Annotated in this window: 16 protein-coding genes; 6 read left to right on the forward strand and 10 right to left on the reverse strand. The window is 67.0% G+C overall.

Annotated features, from left to right (window positions below; genetic code table 11):
* Window positions 1-113: 113 nt before the first annotated feature.
* A complete protein-coding gene (locus AC5P98_RS13035) occupies window positions 114-725 on the reverse strand; it encodes a superoxide dismutase (RefSeq protein ID WP_005410310.1) in 612 nt (203 codons plus the stop codon).
* Window positions 726-944: 219 nt separating this feature from the next.
* Here AC5P98_RS13035 and AC5P98_RS13040 point away from each other — a divergent pair, with 219 nt between their 5' ends.
* Both AC5P98_RS13040 and AC5P98_RS13045 read left to right on the forward strand, forming a co-directional pair.
* Complete coding sequence (locus tag AC5P98_RS13040; protein WP_049405900.1) at window positions 945-1,397, forward strand: guanyl-specific ribonuclease; 453 nt, start codon at window positions 945-947, stop codon at window positions 1,395-1,397.
* On the forward strand, window positions 1,397-1,810 hold the full coding sequence (locus AC5P98_RS13045) for a barstar family protein (protein WP_014647739.1): 414 nt from the start codon (window positions 1,397-1,399) through the stop codon (window positions 1,808-1,810). The genes AC5P98_RS13040 and AC5P98_RS13045 overlap by 1 nt, the downstream gene beginning before the upstream one ends.
* 126 nt (window positions 1,811-1,936) lie before the next feature.
* Here the strand turns inward: AC5P98_RS13045 and AC5P98_RS13050 are convergent, their stop codons facing one another.
* Both AC5P98_RS13050 and AC5P98_RS13055 read right to left on the reverse strand, forming a co-directional pair.
* Complete coding sequence (locus AC5P98_RS13050; RefSeq protein WP_049403773.1) at window positions 1,937-3,697, reverse strand: hypothetical protein; 1,761 nt, start codon at window positions 3,695-3,697, stop codon at window positions 1,937-1,939.
* Window positions 3,698-3,707: 10 nt separating this feature from the next.
* Window positions 3,708-4,307, reverse strand: a complete 600-nt coding sequence (locus AC5P98_RS13055; protein WP_014037813.1) for an NfuA family Fe-S biogenesis protein — start codon at window positions 4,305-4,307, stop codon at window positions 3,708-3,710.
* 90 nt (window positions 4,308-4,397) lie between these two features.
* On the opposite strand from AC5P98_RS13055, the gene AC5P98_RS13060 reads away from it, so the two are divergent.
* The 3 genes from AC5P98_RS13060 (at window position 4,398) to zupT (ending at window position 6,069) form a co-directional block, all read left to right on the forward strand.
* Entirely contained in the window at window positions 4,398-4,748 is a 351-nt protein-coding gene (locus tag AC5P98_RS13060) for a 4a-hydroxytetrahydrobiopterin dehydratase (protein ID WP_014647741.1), read from the forward strand.
* A complete protein-coding gene (locus tag AC5P98_RS13065) occupies window positions 4,745-5,161 on the forward strand; it encodes an energy transducer TonB (RefSeq protein ID WP_014647742.1) in 417 nt (138 codons plus the stop codon). Before AC5P98_RS13060 ends, AC5P98_RS13065 begins: the two co-directional genes overlap by 4 nt.
* Window positions 5,162-5,259: 98 nt before the next feature.
* Window positions 5,260-6,069 (forward strand): zinc transporter ZupT, encoded by an 810-nt coding sequence (gene zupT / locus AC5P98_RS13070; RefSeq protein WP_014647743.1) that lies wholly within the window; start codon window positions 5,260-5,262, stop codon window positions 6,067-6,069.
* 102 nt (window positions 6,070-6,171) lie between these two features.
* On the opposite strand, the gene AC5P98_RS13075 is transcribed toward zupT, so the two are convergent.
* Window positions 6,172-7,146 carry an RluA family pseudouridine synthase gene (locus AC5P98_RS13075; protein WP_049403782.1) on the reverse strand — a complete coding sequence of 325 codons (975 nt, stop codon included), beginning with the start codon at window positions 7,144-7,146 and terminating at the stop codon, window positions 6,172-6,174.
* A 407-nt stretch (window positions 7,147-7,553) separates the two neighbouring features.
* Here AC5P98_RS13075 and rne point away from each other — a divergent pair, with 407 nt between their 5' ends.
* Window positions 7,554-10,826 (forward strand): ribonuclease E, encoded by a 3,273-nt coding sequence (gene rne / locus AC5P98_RS13080; protein WP_049419503.1) that lies wholly within the window; start codon window positions 7,554-7,556, stop codon window positions 10,824-10,826.
* A gap of 169 nt (window positions 10,827-10,995) precedes the next feature.
* On the opposite strand, the gene AC5P98_RS13085 is transcribed toward rne, so the two are convergent.
* The 6 genes from AC5P98_RS13085 to AC5P98_RS13110 are packed head-to-tail and all read right to left on the reverse strand — an operon-like array spanning window position 10,996 to window position 19,710.
* Entirely contained in the window at window positions 10,996-11,883 is an 888-nt protein-coding gene (locus tag AC5P98_RS13085; protein WP_049406018.1) for an endonuclease/exonuclease/phosphatase family protein, read from the reverse strand.
* A 2-nt stretch (window positions 11,884-11,885) separates the two neighbouring features.
* On the reverse strand, window positions 11,886-15,053 hold the full coding sequence (locus AC5P98_RS13090) for a discoidin domain-containing protein (RefSeq protein WP_495230053.1): 3,168 nt from the start codon (window positions 15,051-15,053) through the stop codon (window positions 11,886-11,888).
* Window positions 15,050-15,886, reverse strand: a complete 837-nt coding sequence (locus tag AC5P98_RS13095; protein WP_006456347.1) for a carbohydrate ABC transporter permease — start codon at window positions 15,884-15,886, stop codon at window positions 15,050-15,052. The genes AC5P98_RS13090 and AC5P98_RS13095 overlap by 4 nt, the downstream gene beginning before the upstream one ends.
* Window positions 15,883-16,764: a carbohydrate ABC transporter permease gene (locus AC5P98_RS13100; protein WP_005410323.1), complete on the reverse strand. Its 882-nt coding sequence runs from the start codon at window positions 16,762-16,764 to the stop codon at window positions 15,883-15,885. The genes AC5P98_RS13095 and AC5P98_RS13100 overlap by 4 nt, the downstream gene beginning before the upstream one ends.
* On the reverse strand, window positions 16,761-18,101 hold the full coding sequence (locus tag AC5P98_RS13105; protein ID WP_100450332.1) for a sugar ABC transporter substrate-binding protein: 1,341 nt from the start codon (window positions 18,099-18,101) through the stop codon (window positions 16,761-16,763). The genes AC5P98_RS13100 and AC5P98_RS13105 overlap by 4 nt, the downstream gene beginning before the upstream one ends.
* Before the next feature lie 4 nt (window positions 18,102-18,105).
* Window positions 18,106-19,710, reverse strand: a complete 1,605-nt coding sequence (locus tag AC5P98_RS13110) for a glucoamylase family protein (protein WP_014647750.1) — start codon at window positions 19,708-19,710, stop codon at window positions 18,106-18,108.
* Window positions 19,711-19,795: the final 85 nt, after the last annotated feature.

The following is a 19,795-nucleotide window of genomic DNA, read 5'->3' on the forward strand; positions in this document are numbered from 1 at the left end:
CGGCTCCCCCGGTACTGCACGGTTGCCGGCCAGCGGCCGGCACTATCGAACGACTGCTGCAACAGAAAAGGCCGGGGTCTCCCCCGGCCTTCTCATGTCATCCTGTCACGCGATCAGGCGATCGCTTCCTGGTAACGGCGCTCGACTTCGTTCCAGTCGATGACGTTGAAGAACGCGCCGATGTATTCCGGGCGGCGGTTCTGGTACTTCAGGTAGTACGCGTGTTCCCACACGTCCAGGCCGAGGATGGGGGTGTTGCCTTCCATCAGCGGGCTGTCCTGGTTGCCGGTGCTCTCGACCACGACCTTCTTGTCCGGGGTCACGCTCAGCCACGCCCAGCCACTGCCGAAACGGGTCAGCGCGGCCTTGGTGAAGGCATCCTTGAACTTGTCGAAACCGCCCAGGTCCTTGTCGATGGCCTTGGCCACGTCGCCCACCGGGTTGCCGCCGGCATTGGGGGCCATCACGGTCCAGAACAGCGAGTGGTTGGCATGGCCACCACCGTTGTTGCGCACCGGGCCCTGCAGGTTCTCCGGCAGCGACTTGAGCTTCTTCACCAGCTCTTCGACCGGCAGGTCAGCGTACTCGGTGCCTTCCAGCGCCGCGTTGACGTTGTTGATGTAGGTCTGGTGATGCTTGGTGTGATGGATTTCCATCGTCGCCGCATCGATATGCGGTTCCAGCGCGTCGTAGGCGTAGGACAGCTTGGGCAGGGTGTAGGCCATGATGCATCTCCTGATTGCGAGGGCACCCGACGATGTCGGGCGGTGCGCGGTGAATGATGGGGACAGACCGCCAGATTACCAAGGGGGATGTAAAGGAAATTGCGTCCTGCCAGTGAGCACGACGGCAATTGTTACGCAGCAGTGACGCAGCGCGCTCCTCATGCACCGTGCAGCGCACAGGCGCTACAGTGCGTGTACTACCCTCGCCCGCCCCTGCCCATGCGCAACCCCCGGCTGCTGATCACCGCCATCGCCCTGCTGCTGCTCGGCCTGGTCGCCAACCATTTCCTGCAAAGGCCGCCAGCGCCGCAGTTCGCGCCCGACCTGCAGGGCACGCCGGTCGCGCGCGCGCCGGCCACCGCCTCGCCCGGCAAGGACAGCGGACTTCCCGCGTTCCTGCCCGCCGAAGCGCGCGCGACCATCGCCCTGATCCAGCGTGGCGGTCCATTCCCGCACCGCCAGGACGGCAGTACCTTCGGCAACCGCGAGCAGCAGCTGCCGCAGCGCGCGCGCGGCTACTACCGCGAATACACCGTCGACACCCCTGGCGCGCCTACGCGTGGCACGCGTCGCATCGTCACCGGCGGCGATCCGCCGGAAGCGTGGTACTACACCGACGACCATTACGCGTCATTCCGCAGCTTCACCGTACCGGCCCAGGGAGCGCAGTGATGAGCCACGATGATTTCGGCCTTGGCCTGCATGACATCAACAACGCCGGCGTCTACGCCATCGACAGCGACGACATCGGCGCACTGGCCGCGGCGATGCGCGATGCCGGCCTGAAAGTGATCCGCATCGATCTGGAGGGCGTCGCGGACAAGCGCACCCTGCTCGCCCGTTTGGCCGCACAGCTGGATTTCCCGGCCGGTTTCGGCGGCAACTGGGATGCGCTGTCGGACAACCTGCGCGACCTGCAATGGCTGCCGGCCAATGGCTACGCGCTGTTCCTGGCCGACGTGGACGCGCTGCGCGCCGGTCCGCAGAAGGACTTCGACACCCTGCTGGACGTAATGGACGAGACCAGCCGTGACTGGGTCGGCCGCGACGTACCGTTCTGGGTGTTCCTGTCGCAGAGCGCGTAAGGTCACTGCCTTGGCCGGCATGCACTGACGCCTTGGCAGAGGCCGACCTTGGTCGGCGCTTCTGTGCCAACCAAGGTTGGCATCTACCAAAGCGCGGGCCGGCCAGCACGTGGGCACGGCCCCTGTCTAGCGGCTCCCGTTGTCTTCCTGCAGTTCCTTCTTGAACGGGATGTCCGGCGGCGGTCGTGCCACGGCCGGCTGGTCCTGCATGTTGGGGTTGGTCAGGCCACAGCCGCCACCGGCCTGCAGGATCGAAATGACGCAGGAGATCCTTGTGTTGGTGCCCGGCAATGGAATCTCCATCGCCTTGACGCCCTTGCGCACCCATTCGGCCAGCAGCGATTCCTGCGGCACCCAGTATTTGTCGAACGAGGTCGGCGTGTAGTCGTACGGCGGGCGCTTCAGCCAGGTGCCGGACTGCGCAATGCGCTCCTTGCTCCAGCCGTCGTTGGCACCGCCGGGCGCACCGCGCGCGGCATGGCCATCGCCCTCCTGGCCAGGCACGCGCACGCTGCCATCGGCATTGAACAGGCCGCTGCCCTTGCCGGCGGTACTGGCCTGGCGGGTACCGTTGCTGCTGCCGTCGCGGTTGCGGCTGGAAGACCCCCAGTCATCGCCCTTGGCAGGCGTCGCCCAGTTGCCTGGATCAGGCGCCGGGCGCGCTCCCGCGTTTGCGGGTGTGCTGCTGGATGCTGACGGACGCGCGCTGCTGCTCGCCTGCGTCGCGCTGCCCTGGGCCGCAGTCGCGGGCGTCGCCGTGGCACTGCCACTGGAGGATGCCGGCGCTGCCACCGGTGCCGAGGCCACTTCACGTTCCCGCACCTGCACGTCGCGGCCAGTGGGCGCGCGTACGGCGGGCTCACGCCCGGCCACCGCCGCCATCCGCACCTGCGGATCGGCCACGGCCTGCACTTCACGTTCGCGCACCTGCACGTCCTGCTGCGGCACGCGCACCTGCACTTCCGCGCTGCGCAGCGGTTGGGGAGCGACCGGCGCGTCGACCGTACTGACTTCGCGTTCGCGCACCTGGATGTCACGCACCTGCGGCGTGCGCACGGCCAGTTCCGGGGTACGCACCGGGCTTGGTGCCGGCGGCGCCTGCACCGGCTGCACGCTGCGCTCGCGCACGGCGGGTGTGCTGTCACGCGGCACGACGCTGACTTCGGTGCGCGGCACACTGACCGGCGGCACCACGAAATCCGTGCTGGCCTGCGCCACTTCGGTGGCCTGGACGGGCGAAGGCGGCGGCGCGGCCACCGGCGCCGGCTCGGCGTCGGCCGGCGGTGGTGGAACGCTGGCGGTCGGCGCGGATGCCGGGGATGAGGCGGTGGTTTCGGCAGCCACCGGACGTGGCGCAGGGGCCGAGGCAGCGCCCGTCTCCTGGCCCGGCGCAACCCGACCTGCCGCCGCAGCCGCAGCCGCTTCGGCGCCCGGCTGATCGCCACCGCCTTCCTGCGACGCGCGGCCGACGAACTCCACCTGCACGCGCTCGCCCTCGGTGCCCTCTTCGTCCGGCGCGCTGGTACGGATCACCGCCACCCACAGCAACAGCACGAAGAACAGCAGATGCAGCAGTGCACTGACCAGTGCCGAGGTCCAGCGCATCCAGCGCTGGTCGCGCGGCGCGGCGTCCCAGTCCTGCCAGAACAATCGGCGCAGCGCCTGCCACGGCGACAGCCGCGGCGACTGGCCTGGCGGGCCCGGCAGCGGGCGCGGCAGGAAAACTGCGATCACCTCGCGGGCATGGAACGGCCGCGGCAGTGGCCCCAGCGAGCGCAGCCACAGCGCCCAGCCATAGGGCAGGCGCGTGGACTTCTCGAGGACGGCGCGGGGCTGCTGGCGCGCCAGCAGCAGATCAATGAGTTGCTCGGCCCGGGTCAGAGGCACGCGTCAGCGATCAGGCGACGTTGCCGCGCGGAATGTAAGGCGCGTGGCCGCTGTCATGATCGGTCGCGTCACGCACGGCGGTCACGCCCGGCACGCGGCCCATCAGGGTCTTTTCGATGCCCTGCTTGAGCGTCACATCGGCCATGCCGCAGCCCTGGCAGCCACCACCGAAGCGCAGCAGCACCACGCCGTCGGACGAGACTTCCTGCACGGCCACCTTGCCGCCATGCGAGGCCAGCTGCGGATTGACTTCGTTCTCCACCACCCAGTGCACGCGTTCGACCAGCGAGGCCGCATCACCCGGCGCTTCGCCCTTGATGCGCGGCGCCTTGATGGTCAGCTGCTGGGCACCGGCGGTGCCGGCGACGATGTCGATCTCGGCGCCATCGAGCCAGCCAACGCTGCCGGCGTCGACATAGAGGGTGAAACCATCGCAGTCCACCGCCCACTCGTCACCGAGCAGGTCGGTCGGTTCGGCGAATTCCAGCCGGGCGTCGGCGCGCGGCGTACCGGGGTCGACCGCGCTCAGGCGCACGCCCATGCCGGGCACGCCCTCGCGTTCGATCAACTTGCGGAAATGGGTCTGGGCAGTGTCGGAGATCTGGATCATCAGGCTATTCTAGCCAAGTAAGCGTCAGCCGCTCATTCGGTTTATACACCGTCCGGCGCATTGTTCAGTCAACACGAGGTGGAGATTCCCATGGCCGACCTGATTCCACTGGCCCAGGCCCGTTGCGTGCCGCGCAAAGGCAGCGACCACAAGCTCGGCGAGGCACGCCTGGCCGAACTGCTGCCGCAGGTTCCCGGCTGGGAGCTGAGCGAGGGTGACCAGGCCCTGTCGCGTACCTTCCGCTTCAAGGATTACTACGCCACCATGGCCTTCGTGAACGCGCTGGCCTGGATCGCCCACCGCGAGGACCACCACCCGGACCTGGGCGTGCACTACGACCGCGCGGTCGTGCGCTTCTCCACCCACGATGTGGGCGGGCTGAGCGAGAACGACTTCATCTGCGCGGCCAAGACTTCGGCCCTGACGGAGCAACTGCCATGAACGTACGTTTGCTGAGCCTGTCCCTGATCGCTGCGACCGGCCTGGCCGGCTGTGGCGCGTCCGAACCGCCGTCACCGCCACCGCCGCCGCCGACCGAAGTGGCCGCGGTGAAGACGCCGCCGCCGCAGTACCCGCTGGAACTGGCCTGCATGGGCGTGGGCGGCACCAGCACCTTCAAGGTGACCATCGGCACCGACGGCAAGCCGAGCGAGGTTGCGCTGTTGACCGGGGCCGGCAACCCGCAGCTGGACGAACTGGCCAAGACCGCCGTGCAGGGCTGGCAGTTCAAGGCCGCCACCCGTAACGGCCAACCGGTGCCGGCCACCATCCAGGTTCCTGTCAGCTTCAACCCGCCACAGCCGAAGCCGGACCAGTGCTTCGCCATCGAAGAACGCCTGCGCCGCGGCGGCTGATCGCGCGCACCCCGACGGGGCCTGCCGACGCCCGCCTCGCCCTCGCCGCCCCGGCCCTGCCCGGGGCGGCTGTCTGTTGACCAGGATCGCGTGGGTTGATGCTGCAGATTCCCCCTGAAAACATCTGGATCGCACTGGCGGTCACGCTTGCCGCAGGCCTGGCCACCGCGATCGGCAGCCTGCTGGTGCTGTTCTCGCGCCGCCCCAGCCCGCGCCTGCTGGCGTTCGGCCTGGCCTTTGCCGGTGGCGCGATGGTCTATGTGTCGCTGTCGGAGATCCTCAACAAGTCCATTGCGTCGTTTGCACTGGCGTATGGCGAGCGCACCGGCTTCACCTACGGCACCTTGGCCTTCCTGCTGGGCGTGATCGTGATCGTACTGATCGACCACTTCATTCCCAATCCGCATGACAGCCTGGACAAACAGGACCCTGCGTTCCGCGAGAACAGCCGCGAGTACCTGAAGCGGGTCGCGCTGCTGACCTCGGTTGCGATCACCGCACACAATTTCCCGGAAGGGCTGGCGACCTTCTTTGCCACGCTGGAAAGCCCATCGGTGGGCATGCCACTGGCCTTCGCCATCGCCATCCACAACATTCCCGAGGGCATCGCGATCGCGGTGCCGGTGTACTTCGCCACCCAGAACAAGTTCTACGCGTTCAGTGCCAGCCTGCTGTCCGGCCTGGCCGAGCCCGTGGGCGCGGCGCTTGGCTACTGGCTTCTGTCAGGATCGCTGTCGCACGCCACGTTCGGCTGGGTGTTCGGCCTGATCGCCGGCGTGATGGTGTTCCTGGCGCTGGATGAGCTGCTGCCGGCGGCCAAGCGCTATGCCAAGGGCCACGAGACGGTTTATGGACTGGTGGCCGGCATGGGCACGCTGGCGATCAGCCTGGTGCTGTTCAAGTGGTGAGGGGTTCCCGGCTCGCCCTGTAGAGTCCAGCCATGCTCGACTGGCTTTCCGCGTGGCCCGACCGAGGCGCAGTCGAGCGTGGCTCGACGCTACAGGAGATCCCTACTTCAGCCGGTCCAGCGCCTCGACCAGCTCATCCGCCAGCGGCGCGTTCAATACGTATGGGCTCTTGCCGTCATCCAGCGCGAACTCCAGCGAGGCCGCATGCAGGAACAGGCGCTTCAGCCCGATCTGCTCACGAAGCCGCTTGTTGACCGCTGGATCGCCGTATTTGTCGTCACCGGCCACTGGATGCCCCAGATGCTGGGCGTGCACGCGGATCTGGTGGGTACGGCCGGTCTCGATGCGGACTTCGCAGTACGAATGGCCACCGCGGCGTTCCAGCACCCGGAAGTGGCTGATCGATTCCTTGCCGATCGCATTGACCTGCACATGGCGCTCGCCGCCCTGGCGCAGGCCCACGTGCAGCGGTGCGTCGACCGTCATCACGCCGTCGGGCATGCGCCCGGCCAGCAGCGTCAGGTAGCGCTTGCGGATGCCGGCGCCGTGGTCTTCACGCAGCAAGGCCTGCAGTTCGCTCAGCGCCGAGCGCTTCTTGGCCACGATCAGCAGGCCCGAGGTGTCGCGATCCAACCGGTGGACCAGCTCCAGGGTCTGCCCCGGGCGCAGCGCGCGCAGGGTCTCGATGGCGCCGAAGCTGATGCCGCTGCCGCCGTGGCTGGCCACGCCGGTCGGCTTGTTCAGGGCCAGCAGGCGGGCGTCCTCGAAGACGATGGCCTGCTCCAGGCGGCGCATGAACGCCTCCGGCGGACCGGCCTTGTCTCCCTCCTCAGTGAGACGGACCGGTGGCACGCGCACCTCGTCACCGGCCTCGAGCTTGCGCTCGGCCTTGGCGCGGCCACCGTTCACCCGAACCTGGCCACTGCGCACCAGCTTGTAGACCAGGCTGCGCGGGGCGCCCTTCAGCTGGCCGAGCAGGAAGTTGTCCAGGCGCTGGCCGGCGCGGTCGGCGGGAACGGTGATCATGCGCACGGAAGGCTTGTCGCCAGCGGGTTTGGTGGGGTCTTGGGCGGTCATCAGGCTGTTTATTCTGTTACACTCGGGGGGCGAGATAAGGGATTGATTTCGTTGGAAGTTACTCAGGGCCAGAAGCCCAGCTTCCGACGAATCCGGCACAGTGCGCGACCACCGCCCGCGGGGCGGCCATGTTAGCGGCTCACCGGCCTTCCCGGCCATCGCCGGATGCCTGACACGCAACCGTGCTGAACATGTCCCGCGTGGCGCTCCAGCCTGGCTGACAGCTGCCTGCGGCCTGTAACACCCCAAAACCCATAAGAGTGAAGCGCTCCCGCGGCCTGCCGTGGTGTCGTAGCGCTGGAAACCCAAGCCGCCCTCCCCGCGCTTGCGCGAATGGGCGGCGAACCGTGTCCAGAGGCGAAACCCCATGGCGTTCCGCGCGGTAGCCGCTTGCGAGGAACGCAACAATGAAGCGAATGCTGATCAACGCCACGCAGGCTGAAGAGCTGCGTGTTGCCATCGTGGATGGCCAGTCGTTGTATGACATCGACATCGAACAGCCGTCGAAGGAACAGAAGAAGTCCAACATCTACAAGGGCCGGATCTTCCGCATCGAGCCCTCGCTGGAAGCCGCCTTCGTCGAGTACGGCGGTGGCCGCCATGGCTTCCTGCCGCTGAAGGAAATCTCCCGCGACTACTTCCAGGCCGGTGTCGACCACAACAAGGCCGGCATCCGCGAGCTGCTGAAGGAAGGCCAGGAGATCGTCGTCCAGGTCGACAAGGAAGAGCGTGGCAACAAGGGCGCCGCCCTGACCACGTTCATCTCGCTGGCCGGCCGCTACATGGTGCTGATGCCGAACTCGCCCAGCGCAGGCGGCGTTTCCCGTCGCATCGAGGGCGAAGACCGGGCCGCGCTGAAGGACGCCCTGGACAAGCTGAACATTCCCGACGACATGGGCGTGATCATCCGTACCGCCGGCGTCGGCCGCGATGCGGAAGAGCTGCAGTGGGACCTGGACTACCTGCTCAATGTCTGGCGCGCCATCGCCGAAGCCGCACTGAGCAAGCCGGCTCCGTTCCTGATCTACCAGGAATCGCGCCTGATCGTGCGCGCCCTGCGTGACTACCTGCGCGCCGACATCGGCGAGATCCTGGTGGACACCGAGGAGATGTACGAGCACGCCCGCGAGTTCATGCAGCAGGTGATGCCGCAGACCCTGCGCAAGCTCAAGCATTACAAGGACGACATCCCGCTGTTCAACCGCTTCCAGATCGAGTCGCAGATCGAGGGTGCCTACGAGCGCAACGTGCGCCTGCCGTCGGGCGGCTCGATCGTGGTCGACCAGACCGAAGCGCTGACCGCGGTCGACGTCAATTCCTCGCGCGCCACCAAGGGCAGCGACATCGAGGACACCGCGTTCCAGACCAACCTGGAAGCGGCCGAGGAAGTGGCCCGCCAGCTGCGCCTGCGCGACCTGGGCGGCCTGGTGGTGATCGACTTCATCGACATGGCCTCCAACAAGCACCAGCGCGAGGTCGAGAACCGCCTGGCCAACGCGCTGAAGTACGACCGTGCGCGCGTCCAGGTTGGCCGCATCTCGCGCTTCGGCCTGCTGGAAATGAGCCGCCAGCGCCTGCGCCCGAGCCTGGGTGAATCCAGCCAGATCGTCTGCCCGCGTTGCGACGGCCACGGCCGCATGCGCAGCGTCGAGTCGCTGTCGCTGTCGATCATCCGCGTTGCCGAAGAGCATGCGATGAAGGAAAACACCGGGCAGGTGCTGGTCCAGGCGCCGGTGGAGATCGCCAATTACCTGCTGAACGAAAAGCGCAGTGCCCTGCGCGAGATCGAGCAGCGCCACGAGGCGCCGATCGTGATCGTCGCCGACGAGCAGCTGCACACCCCGCACTACACCGTCACCCGCCTGCGCGAGAACGAGCTGGGTGAAGAGAGCAACAAGCCCAGTTACCAGCGCGGCACCCCGCGCAAGCTGCCGGTGCATGCCCTGACCAAGGGCCAGCTGAACATCCCGCCGCCGGCGGTGACCCAGGTCAAGCACACCTCCCCCGCCCCGGTGCGCGAGGAAGTGGAGCCGGCCGCAGCGACACCGGCCCCGGTCGTGGCAGCGCCGGTTGCAGCGGCCCCGAGCGGCGGCGTGATCGGTTGGCTCAAGCGCGTGTTCGGTGGCGAACCGGCGCCGGCGCCGGCACCGGCGGCTCCTGTTGCCCGCCAGCAGCAGGACGGCGGCCGCAAGGACCGCAACAAGGATCGCAACAAGGACCGCAAGGATCGCCGCGACGACAACCGTGGCAACGGCAACGCTCAGCAGCAGAAGGATGGCGGCAACCGCAAGGAGCGCGGTGAGCAGCGCAAGGACGGCCGCAACGGCAACAACGGCAATGCCCAGCAGCAGCCGCAGCAGGGCAGGCAGAAGGAGCCTCAGCAGAAGGACGGCCAGCAGCCGCAGCAGCAGAACAAGCCGCGCAACGAGCAGCAGGGCCAGAACCAGAACCAGCAGCAGCCGAAGCTGAAGCAGCCCAAGCAGCCGCGCCAGCCGCAGGACGGTGACAAGCCGGCCGAGAAGCCGCAGCGCAGCACCGCCGAGGCACCGGCCGAGGCCGTGACCGCGGCTGCCGCCGTGGCCGCCACGGCGGTCGCCGCCAATGGGGTGACCGCTCAGGAAGCCACTGCGCCGGTGGCGCCGGTTGCGCCGGCCGCCTCCGCTCCGGCGGAAGCCACTGCACCGGCCGACACCACTGCCAACGCCGGCAACGAGGCCGAGGCGATTGCCGTGACCGGTGAAGAGGCTGCTGTCGACGCCAACGGCGAGCAGGCCGGTGAAGGCGCGACCCGCCGCCGCCGTGGCCGTCGTGGTGGCCGTCGCCGCCGTCGTGGTGGCGCCGAGAACGCAGCCGGCAGCGATGGCCTGGGCGATGATCAGGACGACGCGGACGACAGTGATGACACCGATGCCGCTGATGTCGCCGAGCAGAGCAACGACAGCGTCGCCGGGACCACTCCGGTCGCCGCTGCGCAGCCGGCCCGTTCGCAACCGGAATTCGATTTCGATGACGAAGTCGAACCGACCGCTGCCGAATCCGGAAAGCCGGTCCGTGCCGCCGCCGCTGTTGTCGCCGCGCCGGTCGCGGTGGTGAGCAGCACCGTGGTCGATGCCGCTGCACCGGTGGTGGCCGAGGTACAGGCCCCGATCAATACCGTGGCCAAGGCCGAACCGGCATCTTCGCCGGTGCAGACCAGCATGCTCGATGCCATCGACGCGGCGACCCCGGCCCAGCCGCTGGTGGCTGCAGCACCGGCGGTCGAAGCCAAGCCGGTCGTGGTTGAGGCTGCCCCGGCCGTTGAAGCCACTCCGGTGGTCGAAGTGAAGCCGGTCGTGGTCGAGGCTGCTCCGGTCGTGGAATCGAAGCCGGAGGTTGTTGCAGCGGCCCCGGTGGTCGAAGCCAAGCCGCTAGCCGTTGAGGCTGCCCCGGTGGTGGAGGCCGTTCCCGCGGTTGAAGCCAAGCCGGTGGTCGAGACCGCACCGGTCGCCGAACAGCCAGTCGCTCCGGTGGCGGTTGAAGCCGCACCGGTGGAAGCTGCGGCCCCGGTCGCCGATGCGGTGGTGACGCCGTCGATCGATCCGGTCGCCGATGGTCACGCTGATGCCGCCGCCCAGGCGGCCGAAGCCAAGGCCGACGAAGAAGACGAAGACGCCGCCAAGCGCACGCCGCCGGCGAACTGATCGCGATCTGGTCGCGTGAAAAAGAACGGCGGGGATCGATGATCCCCGCCGTTTCTGTTTGTGCGCCGGGCGCGTGCAGCGCTCTGGTAGAGGCCAACCTTGGTTGGCGACGTTGTTCGAGCGAACGCGGACACGTCCGTGCCAACCAAGGTTGGCACCTACCAGGACATCAGCGCGTCGGCGCGAACTGCAACCGGGTCCACACGCCGTAGTGGTCCGAGGCCCAGCGACCGTTGTCATCGGGCTGGTCGAACAGGAGCTTCGCTTCGCGCGCGACCATCCGGTCCTGCTGGAAGAAGATGTGGTCGATACGCGAAGGTGCCTGGTAATAGTGCCGGTTCAAGGTGCTGACCCCGGCCAGGTCGGTGTTGACGTGCACGCTGCCATAGCTGTCGCCGTAATGGCTGCGCAGCTCGCTCAGGTCACCTGCGTCCACCAGCGCATTGAAGTCGCCCGCGATCACCACCGGCGCGCCGGCCGAGGTAGCGGTGATGAAGTGCAGCAGGTCCTCGACCTGGGTACGGCGGATGCGCTGACCACTCTCGTCGTTGCGCTCGTTGAGATGCGTGGCGTAGACGTTCACCGGCGTGCCGTCGACGTCGATGCGCAGGTGGGCCACCGTGCGGTAGTCGTCCAATGGCAGCAGCAGATGGTCCCCCTGGGCGAGGATCGGCCGCCGGGTCAGCAACGCATTGCCGTAACGCTTCGGCGCGCCCACCGGATCGGTGGACACGAATACGTACTTGTAGCCGAGCTGGCTGGCCAGCCACTGCGCCTGGTTGCGCACGTTGCGGCGCTGGATCACCTCCTGCAGCGCGATGGCATCGGGCTGCAGGCGCTTGAGTTCGGCCAGGATGGTACGGCGGCGGCTTGGCCAGTCTTCGCGGTCATGATGGAGGTTGAAGGTGACCATGCTCATGCCTGGCGCGCTGGCGATGTCCACCACTGGCGATGCGACCTGCGGCACCGCCGCCAGCGTCAGCCCGGGCAATGCCAACACAATGGCCAGCCCCAGGGCGCGCACCGTCGCACGCGCTCCCTCCCCTTGTTGCTTCATCGTTACTGCCCCTTGCGCTCGGCGCGGCGCACCGCGCCCGGTACATCGATCTCGACCCGTGCCGGCAGCTGGTGCACGTGCAGTTCCTTGTTGATCCATTCGGCCGCTTCGCCGTTGATGGTCGCCTCGCCCGGATCACCGGCGTACGGCCACGGCAACACCACGCCACCGACCGGTGGCACCAGGCCCGGCTGCACCTCCAGCACCAGCTGCTTGTCGCTGCGCTGCAGGCGGTAATTGAGCTGGCCCTGCGGCGTGCGAAGGCCCTGCACGGCGATGCCCTCGCCCTGCAGCCAGGCCGTCGGGATGCCGGCGGCCAACACCAGCGCATCGTCCATGTCACGACTGTAGGCGAACATGTCCAGGGCCGAGCGCACGAAGTCCGAGGCGACCCAGGCATGCGGCAGGTCACCGACGAAGAACGGCTTGCGCGGCGTGCGCGAGACCACTTCGGCCCACTGGTTCCAGGCCTGCGGCGCACGGTCCTTGAAGAAGAACTCGGTCGCCTGCCAGGCGCGATCGCGCCAGCCCAGGCGAACGAAGGCGGCCACGTTGCGCCATTCGTACGGCGTGTAGTCCTTCCACTCGCGCTTGCCATCGCGGCGGGCCACGAATTCCTTCCAGTAGCGCTCGAAGGTCGCCTCCAACGCCTGCTGCGGCAGCCGGCCCTGCTCGCCGCCCGGCGCCAGCGCGATGGTGGTCGAGGTCGCGTCGAAATCGCCCAGCTCGGCCGAGCCCGGCAGGTAGTCGATGTTGTGCTGCTGCATCGCCGACAGCAGTGACGCCTGCAGGTCATCACGGAACTGGTCACGCGACTCGGCGATCTGCATCGCTTCGACCTTGCCCAGCTGGGCCGCCAGCGATGCCGCGTCATTGTAGCCGCGCAACGCCCAGAAATTATCCCAGTACGAATGCATCGGCTTGGCCGAATAGCCTTCGTGGCTGATCGAGGCCGGCATCATCCCGTAGAACGCCGGGTTGCGCGCACGGTTCTCTTCGGTACGCTCGCTGGCACGCAGCTGCTCCATGTAGCTGTAGGCGCCCTGCACGTGCGGCCACATCAGCTCGGCGAAGGTGCTGTCGCCGGTATAGCGCCCATATTCGGCGATGCTGTAGATCAGCTCACCGTGGCTGTCGTTCTCCGGCACCGGGTCGCTGCCGCGCGCATCGACACAGCACGGCACCTTGCCGTTCTCGAACTGGTAAGGCGCATACCAGTTGATGTAGTCACGCACGGCATCGCTGCGCCCCATGCGCAGCAGGCCTTCGGAAATCATCGCGCCGTCGCGGATCCAGCTGCGCGCGTACGAGCGCGTGCCCGGCTGCAGGCGCGGGCCGACCCGCGAGATCAGCATGTGCGCCACGGCGGTGCGCAGGGTGTCGACCAGGGCCTGGCCTGCCGCCGGCACCTGCAGCGAGACCACGCCCAGCGCGTGCCGCCACTGTTCGGCCACCTGCGCCTGCGCCTTGGCCACGTCCAGCGCCTGCGGCGCCCAGCTCCCGGTCTGCGGCAGCACCACTGCCACTTCGCGGCTCTGCCCGGGGTCCAGCTTGATCGTATACAGCAGCGCACCGGACGCCATGCCGGTACTGTCCTTCACTGCCGTAGTGGCCGGATACTTTCCGGACGCAAGATGCATCGCATCGAGCTTGCCATCGAACGTGCTGGCGAAACGGGCATCGGGCACCTGCAGTGGATAGATGCGCGGCTCGCCGTTGATGCGTACCAGCTGTTCGCCCACGTCCAGCGCATCGATGCGGCTGAAGCCGCCGACGGTGTTGAGGAACTGGGTCGGCGGGTTGACCTGCCAGGGGCGGATCGCCAGCGCCAGGGTGTACTCGTGCGCCACCTTGTCCGGATTGCTCAGCCGATAGCGGCCGATCAACTGCGCGCGCTCCGGCGTGCCCTGCACGAAGCTGGTCACCGCCAGGCCGGCCTTCTCGTGCACCCAGTCGACGTTGGCGATCGGAAGATAGTGGTCCTGCAGCGACTGGGTCGTGGCCACCTTCGACCAGTCCAGCAGCTTGCCGTCGAGGCGGATGAACGGCTCGATGCTGAAGCTGCCCTTGGCCGGCTCCAGCGCACCGTCCTCGCTGATCAGCGCCTGTTCCTGGCCGCCATCGAGGCCGAGCAGGGTCCAGTACGGCTGTTCGCCCACATACGCACGCGGCAGCGAACCGCGCGGCAGGTCGGCCGCCACCGAGGACAGGAAGGCGTTCGGCGTGGCGGCGAACGCCAGCGGCTTGAGCGTGATGTCACGGATGCCATAGCGCCAGTTCGGGCCATCGAGCAGATCGAAACGCACGTAGCGTGCGTCGGTGTCCGGCAGCGCCAGCCAGTCGCGGCCACCCGCACCGCCGGTCACCTCGCGCACAGTGCGCCAGTCCCGGCCATCTTCGGACGTCCGCACGGTGTAACGATTGGCTTCCAGGTTCGGCAGCCAGTCGATCACCGCCCCGCCGATCTCGCGGCTCTTGTGCAGGTCCAGGCTGATGGTCTGCTGCTTGACCCCGCCGCTGATCCAGAACGTATCGCCCTTGCCATCGATCATGCGGTCCTGCAGCGCGGTGGCGGTATCGGCGATGACCGATGGCACCAGTGCCGAATCATCCTGCGGTGGCAGGCCCTGCAGGGTCAGCTTGTCGAAGCACACCGTGCCGCGGCCACCGACCTTGCTGTAGATCGTGAACTCGACCGCGGCGCTGCGCGCCATCTCCTTCTCGGGCGACGGCCCCCACGCCTTGTCGATCTGGCGACGCCGGTATTCGACCGGTGTCCACGCATTGGGGAAGCTGTAGCCCGGGCGGTTGACCCACCAGACGTTGTCGCCGCTGGCATCGATCAGCTTGAACTGCAGGTCGTTGGCCGGCGAATCACCACGCAGCTGGAAGCCGAAACGGTAGTTGACCGGGTAGTCGATGTTCAGCGCGCGGCGGATGCCGACGTAGCCGGAGACCTTGTGGAAATCATAGTCCAGGCACAGGGCACGGCCGCCGCCGGCGCCGCTGACCGGCCGCAGCGAACCACTGACCTGGTCGGACAGCACCAGTTTCCAGGCGCCGATATCGTCGAAGTCGTCCAGCACCTTCGGCGCCGGCAGTGCCGGTGGTGCGGCGATCGCCAGGGAGGTCCACAACAGTCCCAGTCCAACGGCGATCGCTCGCTTCATCCCTTGACGCTCCCCAGCAACAGACCTTGGATGTAGTACCGCTGCAGCACCAGGAACAGCGCCAGCACCGGAACCACGGTGACCACCGCGCCAGCCATCATCATTTCCACGTCCATGATGTGTTCGCGCGAGAGGGTGGCCAGCGCCACCGGCAAAGTGTAGTGCTCCTGGTCGGTCAACACGATCAGCGGCCACATGAAATCGTTCCATGCGCCCATGAAGGTGAAGATCGCCAGGGTCACCAGCACCGGCTTGAGCATCGGCAGCACGATCTGGAAGAAGATGCGCAGCTCCCCTGCCCCGTCGATGCGCGCCGCTTCCAGCAGTTCGTCCGGGATCGAACGTGCGTACTGGCGTACCAGGAAGATGCCGAACACGCTGGCCAGCGCCGGCACGATCACGCCGCCGAAGCTGTTGACCAGCCCCAGCTGCTTCATCAGCAGGAACAGTGGCAGCATCGCCACCTGCGCTGGAATCACCAGCGCCGCCATCAGTACCTGGAACAGGCGCTCGCGGCCGACGAAGTTGAGCTTGGCGAAAGCGTAACCGGCCATGGTGTTGAGCAGCAGCGAGCCGATCGTGATGCCCAGCGACACCAGCAGGCTGTTGGCAAAGTTGCCGCCCATGCCGGTGCGCGCGAACAGTTCATGGTAGTTGTGCGTGGTGATGCTCGAAGGCAGCAGCGGCGGCGGGAAATGGCTGGCCTCGCCCTGCGGCATGAACGAGACCGAGACCATCCACAGCAGCGGTGCCAGGCTGACCAGGGCCAGCACCAGCAACGCACCATTGATCATCCACGGGTACCAGCGCGACTGGCCGATTTCACGACTCATACCAACTGCCTCTTGCGGCCGAAACGCAGCATCACGGTGGTCACCGCCAGGATGATCAGGAACAGCAGGAACGCCACGGCGGAGGCGCGTCCCAGGTTCCACCACTTGAAGCCTTCCTCGAACATGAAATACAGCACGCTGACGGTGCTCTGCAGTGGGTCGCCGCGGGTCATCACGTAGGGTTCGGCGAACAGCTGGAAGTAGCCGGACACGGTAATCACCCCGACCACCAGCAGCACCGGGCCGAGCATCGGCAGGGTGATGTGCAGGAACTGCTTCCAGCGCGAGGCACCATCGATGCGCGCCGCTTCGTACAGGTCATGCGGGATCGCCTGCAGGCCGGCCAGGAAGATCACCATGTTGTAGCCGAAGTTCTTCCACACCGCGAACAGCATGATGGTCGGCATCGCCCAGTTGGGATCACCCAGCCAGTCGATCGGGCTGATGCCCAGATGGCCCAGGCCGTAGTTCACCAGGCCATAGCTGGTATGGAACAGGTAGCGCCAGATCACCGCCACCGCCACCAGCGTGGTCACCACCGGCGCGAACAGGGCCGTGCGGAACAGGGCCTTGAAGCGCGCGGCCGGTGCATTGAGCAGCATCGCCGCGCCCAGCGACACGCCGATCGACAACGGCACGCCGATCAGCACGAAGTAGGTGGTGTTCCACAGCGACTTCCAGAACATCGGCGTCTGCAGCAGGTCGATGTAGTTGCCCAGGCCGACGAAGCGCAGGTTGCTGCTATCGGCCAGTGCATAGAGGTCGAAGTCGGTCACGCTCAGTGCAAGCGCCGAGGCGACCGGCAGGCCGAAGAACACGCCCAGCACGATCAGCGAGGGGCCGGCGAAGATCCAGCCGGCCAGCGAAGTACGTTTCATTGCGCGCTCCCGGCGGCCACGGCGCTGCTCGATTGCGACGACGGCGCGCGCTCCTGCAGGCGTTGTTGTTCATGCATCCAGCGGCGCTTGGCCAGCACCTTGTCCACGCGCTGGTCCAGCTCTTCCACGGCCTTGTCCTGCGGCAGGCCACCGCGCACCACCTTCTCGGTGACGATGCGCATTTCCTGCACGATGCGCTCCCATTCGAGCACCTTCGGCGTCGGCCTGACCCGCTCCAGCTGATCGCGGAACGCGGCCGCCAGCGGGTCATTGGCCAGCGACGGCGTGTTCCACGCACTGCGGCGCGGCGGCAGGTCGCCAATGATCGAATGGAAGCGTGCCTGGATTTCCGGCCGCGACAGGAATTCGATCAGCTTCCAGGACGCCTCCTTCTGCTGCGACTTGCGGAAGATCACCAGGCTGGTACCACCGGCGATGCCCGCGCCCGGACCGTCCGGCCCCGGCAGCGCGGCGGTGCCCCACTGCCCTTCCAGTTCCTTCGGCTGCAGCTTCTTGAACTCGCGGATGTTCCAGGGGCCGGAGATGTAGAACACGTTGAAGCCGCGGAAGAATTCGTCCCAGACATTGGAGATCTGCGTCTCGGACATCTTCGGCGCCCAGCCCTGCTCGAACATGTTGGCGTAGAAGCCCAGCGTGCGGCGGAACCCCGGGCTGGAGAAATTGCCCCGGGTGTCGTCGTCACGCAGCAGCGGGTCGGGCTGCTGCAAGGCCAGCGACAGCTGCTGCTCGAACTCGTTGATCGGCATCAGCACCGCGTAGCGGCTCGGGCCCTGCATGCGCTTGATCGCCGCCATCTGCTCTTCCCATTCCTGCCACGTACGCGGCGGGTGGTCGTAGCCGGCCTTGGCCAGCAGGTCCTTGCGGTAGTAGATCAGGCGCGTATCGACGTACCACGGCACGCCGACCAGCCCGCCGTGGATCACGTTGGTATCCCAGATGCCCTGGAAGTAGTCCTTCGGGTCGACCACGGTGGAGCGCTGCACGAACGGCTGCAGCGGGGTCAGCGCGTCGAGTTCGGCGAACTCCGGCACCCAGGTGTTGCCAAGCTGGCACACGTCCGGCAGGCCGTCGGCGGCGAACGCGGTCAGCAGCTTCTCATGCGCGGCGGTCCACGGGATGTTCTGCACATCCACCTTGATGCCGGGGTTTTCGGCCTCGAATTCGTGGATCAGCTCGCTGACCACCTCGGCTTCGCGGCCCATCGCCCAGAAGCGCACGGTGGTGGTGCCCGGTTCGGTACGGGCGCAGCCGGCCACGGCCAACGCGGCCATGGCAGGCAGCGCCCAGCGGCGCAGGCGGTCGATCCAGTTCGGCATCGGGCTACTTGCCCTGGCCTGTGGTGCGGTTGGCATTGTTCTTCTGTTCCTGCGCGGCAGCCGCGCGTGATTCGGCGATACCCACCGCGCGTGCTGCCGCGGCCTTTTCGTCTTTCTGCAGTTCCAGCGGCTGGAACGACCCTTCCGGCGCCAGCCAGCCGCCACTGAACCCGGCCCGCTCCAGGCCCTTGCGGATGTACGGGTTCTTCTTCATCACTTCCCAGACGAAGTCATCGCGGTAGTTGGCGATCATGGTCAGGATCGGGCCCTGGTCGATGGCGATGTAGTCGCTGGCGACCCAGCCGCGATCGGGAACCAGACGACCGGTCTTGATCGGGATGTCGTAGTTGAAGCTGGGGTTGAACGAATCCAGGAAGCCGTAGCTGGAATAGATGTAGTCGCCAAAGCGCTTGTGCATCTCCAGCGTGGCCGGGATCACCTGCTCGGGGGCGAACACCACCGAGGCGATCGCAGCGGTCGGGGCGATGGTGCCGTCATCGAAGTTCTCGCGCAGGCCGGCGCCGCGCGAGGAGTAGTGGCGGAACTGGCGCTGCTCGCCGCGGTACTCCTGCGTGGTGTTCTGCGGACCATCGCTGGCGGTCAGGCCCCACACGTTCTCGCCATACTCCTTCCACTGCATCGGGTTGGCGATGGCATATTCGCGCTGGGCCAGCGCGGCCGACCGGCTGTTGAGGAAATAGGTGCTGCCGCGCTCGCGCATGTAAGCGTCCTGGATGTCGCGGAAGTCGATCCAGACGTGGCTGTACTGGTGGCCGAACAGCGGGCCGAAGGACAGGTATTCCTGGCCCTGGTAGACGCCCCAGTCGTTGTCGTAGGTACGCGTCCACACCGTCCACGCGTCCGGGCTGACCGGGTGCGTCGGCGAGCCCAGGGCGAGGATGTACACCATCATCGCCTCGTTGTAGCCCATCCAGTCGTGGTCGATGAAACCGCTCTCCGGGAACCAGCCCATCGAGATCAGCGGTGCACGCTGCTGCAGCCACGGCCAGTCGACCTTCTTGTACAACGTATCGGCGATCTGGCGGATTTCCTTCTCGCGCGGATCATCACCGTCGTAGTACGACTGCGCGAACAGCACGCCCATCATCAGCAGCGCGGTATCCACCGATGACAGCTCGACCCAGCTGTCGTAGCGACGGCCTTCCTGCATGTCCAGGAAGTGGTAGTAGAAGCCCTTGTAACCGGCCTTGCCGGTGCGCTGCGGGCCCATCGGCACGTCGCGGAAGAACTTCAGCGTGGTCAGCGTGCGGTCGATCGCCTGGTTGCGGCTGACCCAGCCGTTCTCGATGCCGATCGGATAGGCGGTCAGCGCGAAGCCGACCGAGGCGATGCTGGCGAACGGCCGCGACGGGTAGCGGTCCGGGGTCAGCCCGTTGACCTCGTTGGTGGTATCCCAGAAGAACTGGAAGGTGCGGCGCTCGATGTCATCGAACAGCGGCGGCAGCTCAGGCTTCATGGGCCGAGGCGGTGCATCGGCCTCGATCAGGATCACCGGCGGGCGCGGTTTGGCAGGTTCCTGCTGGGCCGGCTGGCAGGCGGCCACGGCCAGGCTCAGCGCTGCGGCGGACAACAGATGGCGTGCCTGCATGGCGCGGTTCCTCCGGTGGTCTGATCGATGGGAAAGCATACCGTCCAATGATCTGAAATCGTTTACAAGGTGTGTGCTTAAAAAA

It is taken from the genome of Stenotrophomonas sp. YJH_SMC_135, assembly GCF_059372355.1.

Excerpts from the sequence above, each read along its gene's own strand:
- AC5P98_RS13035 (WP_005410310.1), bottom strand. The coding sequence starts at position 725 with ATGGCCTACACCCTGCCCAAGCTGTCCTACGCCTACGACGCGCTGGAA.
- AC5P98_RS13040 (WP_049405900.1), top strand. The coding sequence starts at position 945 with ATGCGCAACCCCCGGCTGCTGATCACCGCCATCGCCCTGCTGCTGCTC.
- AC5P98_RS13045 (WP_014647739.1), top strand. The coding sequence starts at position 1,397 with ATGAGCCACGATGATTTCGGCCTTGGCCTGCATGACATCAACAACGCC.
- AC5P98_RS13055 (WP_014037813.1), bottom strand. The coding sequence starts at position 4,307 with ATGATCCAGATCTCCGACACTGCCCAGACCCATTTCCGCAAGTTGATC.
- AC5P98_RS13060 (WP_014647741.1), top strand. The coding sequence starts at position 4,398 with ATGGCCGACCTGATTCCACTGGCCCAGGCCCGTTGCGTGCCGCGCAAA.
- AC5P98_RS13065 (WP_014647742.1), top strand. The coding sequence starts at position 4,745 with ATGAACGTACGTTTGCTGAGCCTGTCCCTGATCGCTGCGACCGGCCTG.
- zupT (WP_014647743.1), top strand. The coding sequence starts at position 5,260 with ATGCTGCAGATTCCCCCTGAAAACATCTGGATCGCACTGGCGGTCACG.
- AC5P98_RS13075 (WP_049403782.1), bottom strand. The coding sequence starts at position 7,146 with ATGACCGCCCAAGACCCCACCAAACCCGCTGGCGACAAGCCTTCCGTG.
- rne (WP_049419503.1), top strand. The coding sequence starts at position 7,554 with ATGAAGCGAATGCTGATCAACGCCACGCAGGCTGAAGAGCTGCGTGTT.
- AC5P98_RS13085 (WP_049406018.1), bottom strand. The coding sequence starts at position 11,883 with ATGAAGCAACAAGGGGAGGGAGCGCGTGCGACGGTGCGCGCCCTGGGG.
- AC5P98_RS13090 (WP_495230053.1), bottom strand. The coding sequence starts at position 15,053 with ATGAAGCGAGCGATCGCCGTTGGACTGGGACTGTTGTGGACCTCCCTG.
- AC5P98_RS13095 (WP_006456347.1), bottom strand. The coding sequence starts at position 15,886 with ATGAGTCGTGAAATCGGCCAGTCGCGCTGGTACCCGTGGATGATCAAT.
- AC5P98_RS13100 (WP_005410323.1), bottom strand. The coding sequence starts at position 16,764 with ATGAAACGTACTTCGCTGGCCGGCTGGATCTTCGCCGGCCCCTCGCTG.
- AC5P98_RS13105 (WP_100450332.1), bottom strand. The coding sequence starts at position 18,101 with ATGCCGAACTGGATCGACCGCCTGCGCCGCTGGGCGCTGCCTGCCATG.
- AC5P98_RS13110 (WP_014647750.1), bottom strand. The coding sequence starts at position 19,710 with ATGCAGGCACGCCATCTGTTGTCCGCCGCAGCGCTGAGCCTGGCCGTG.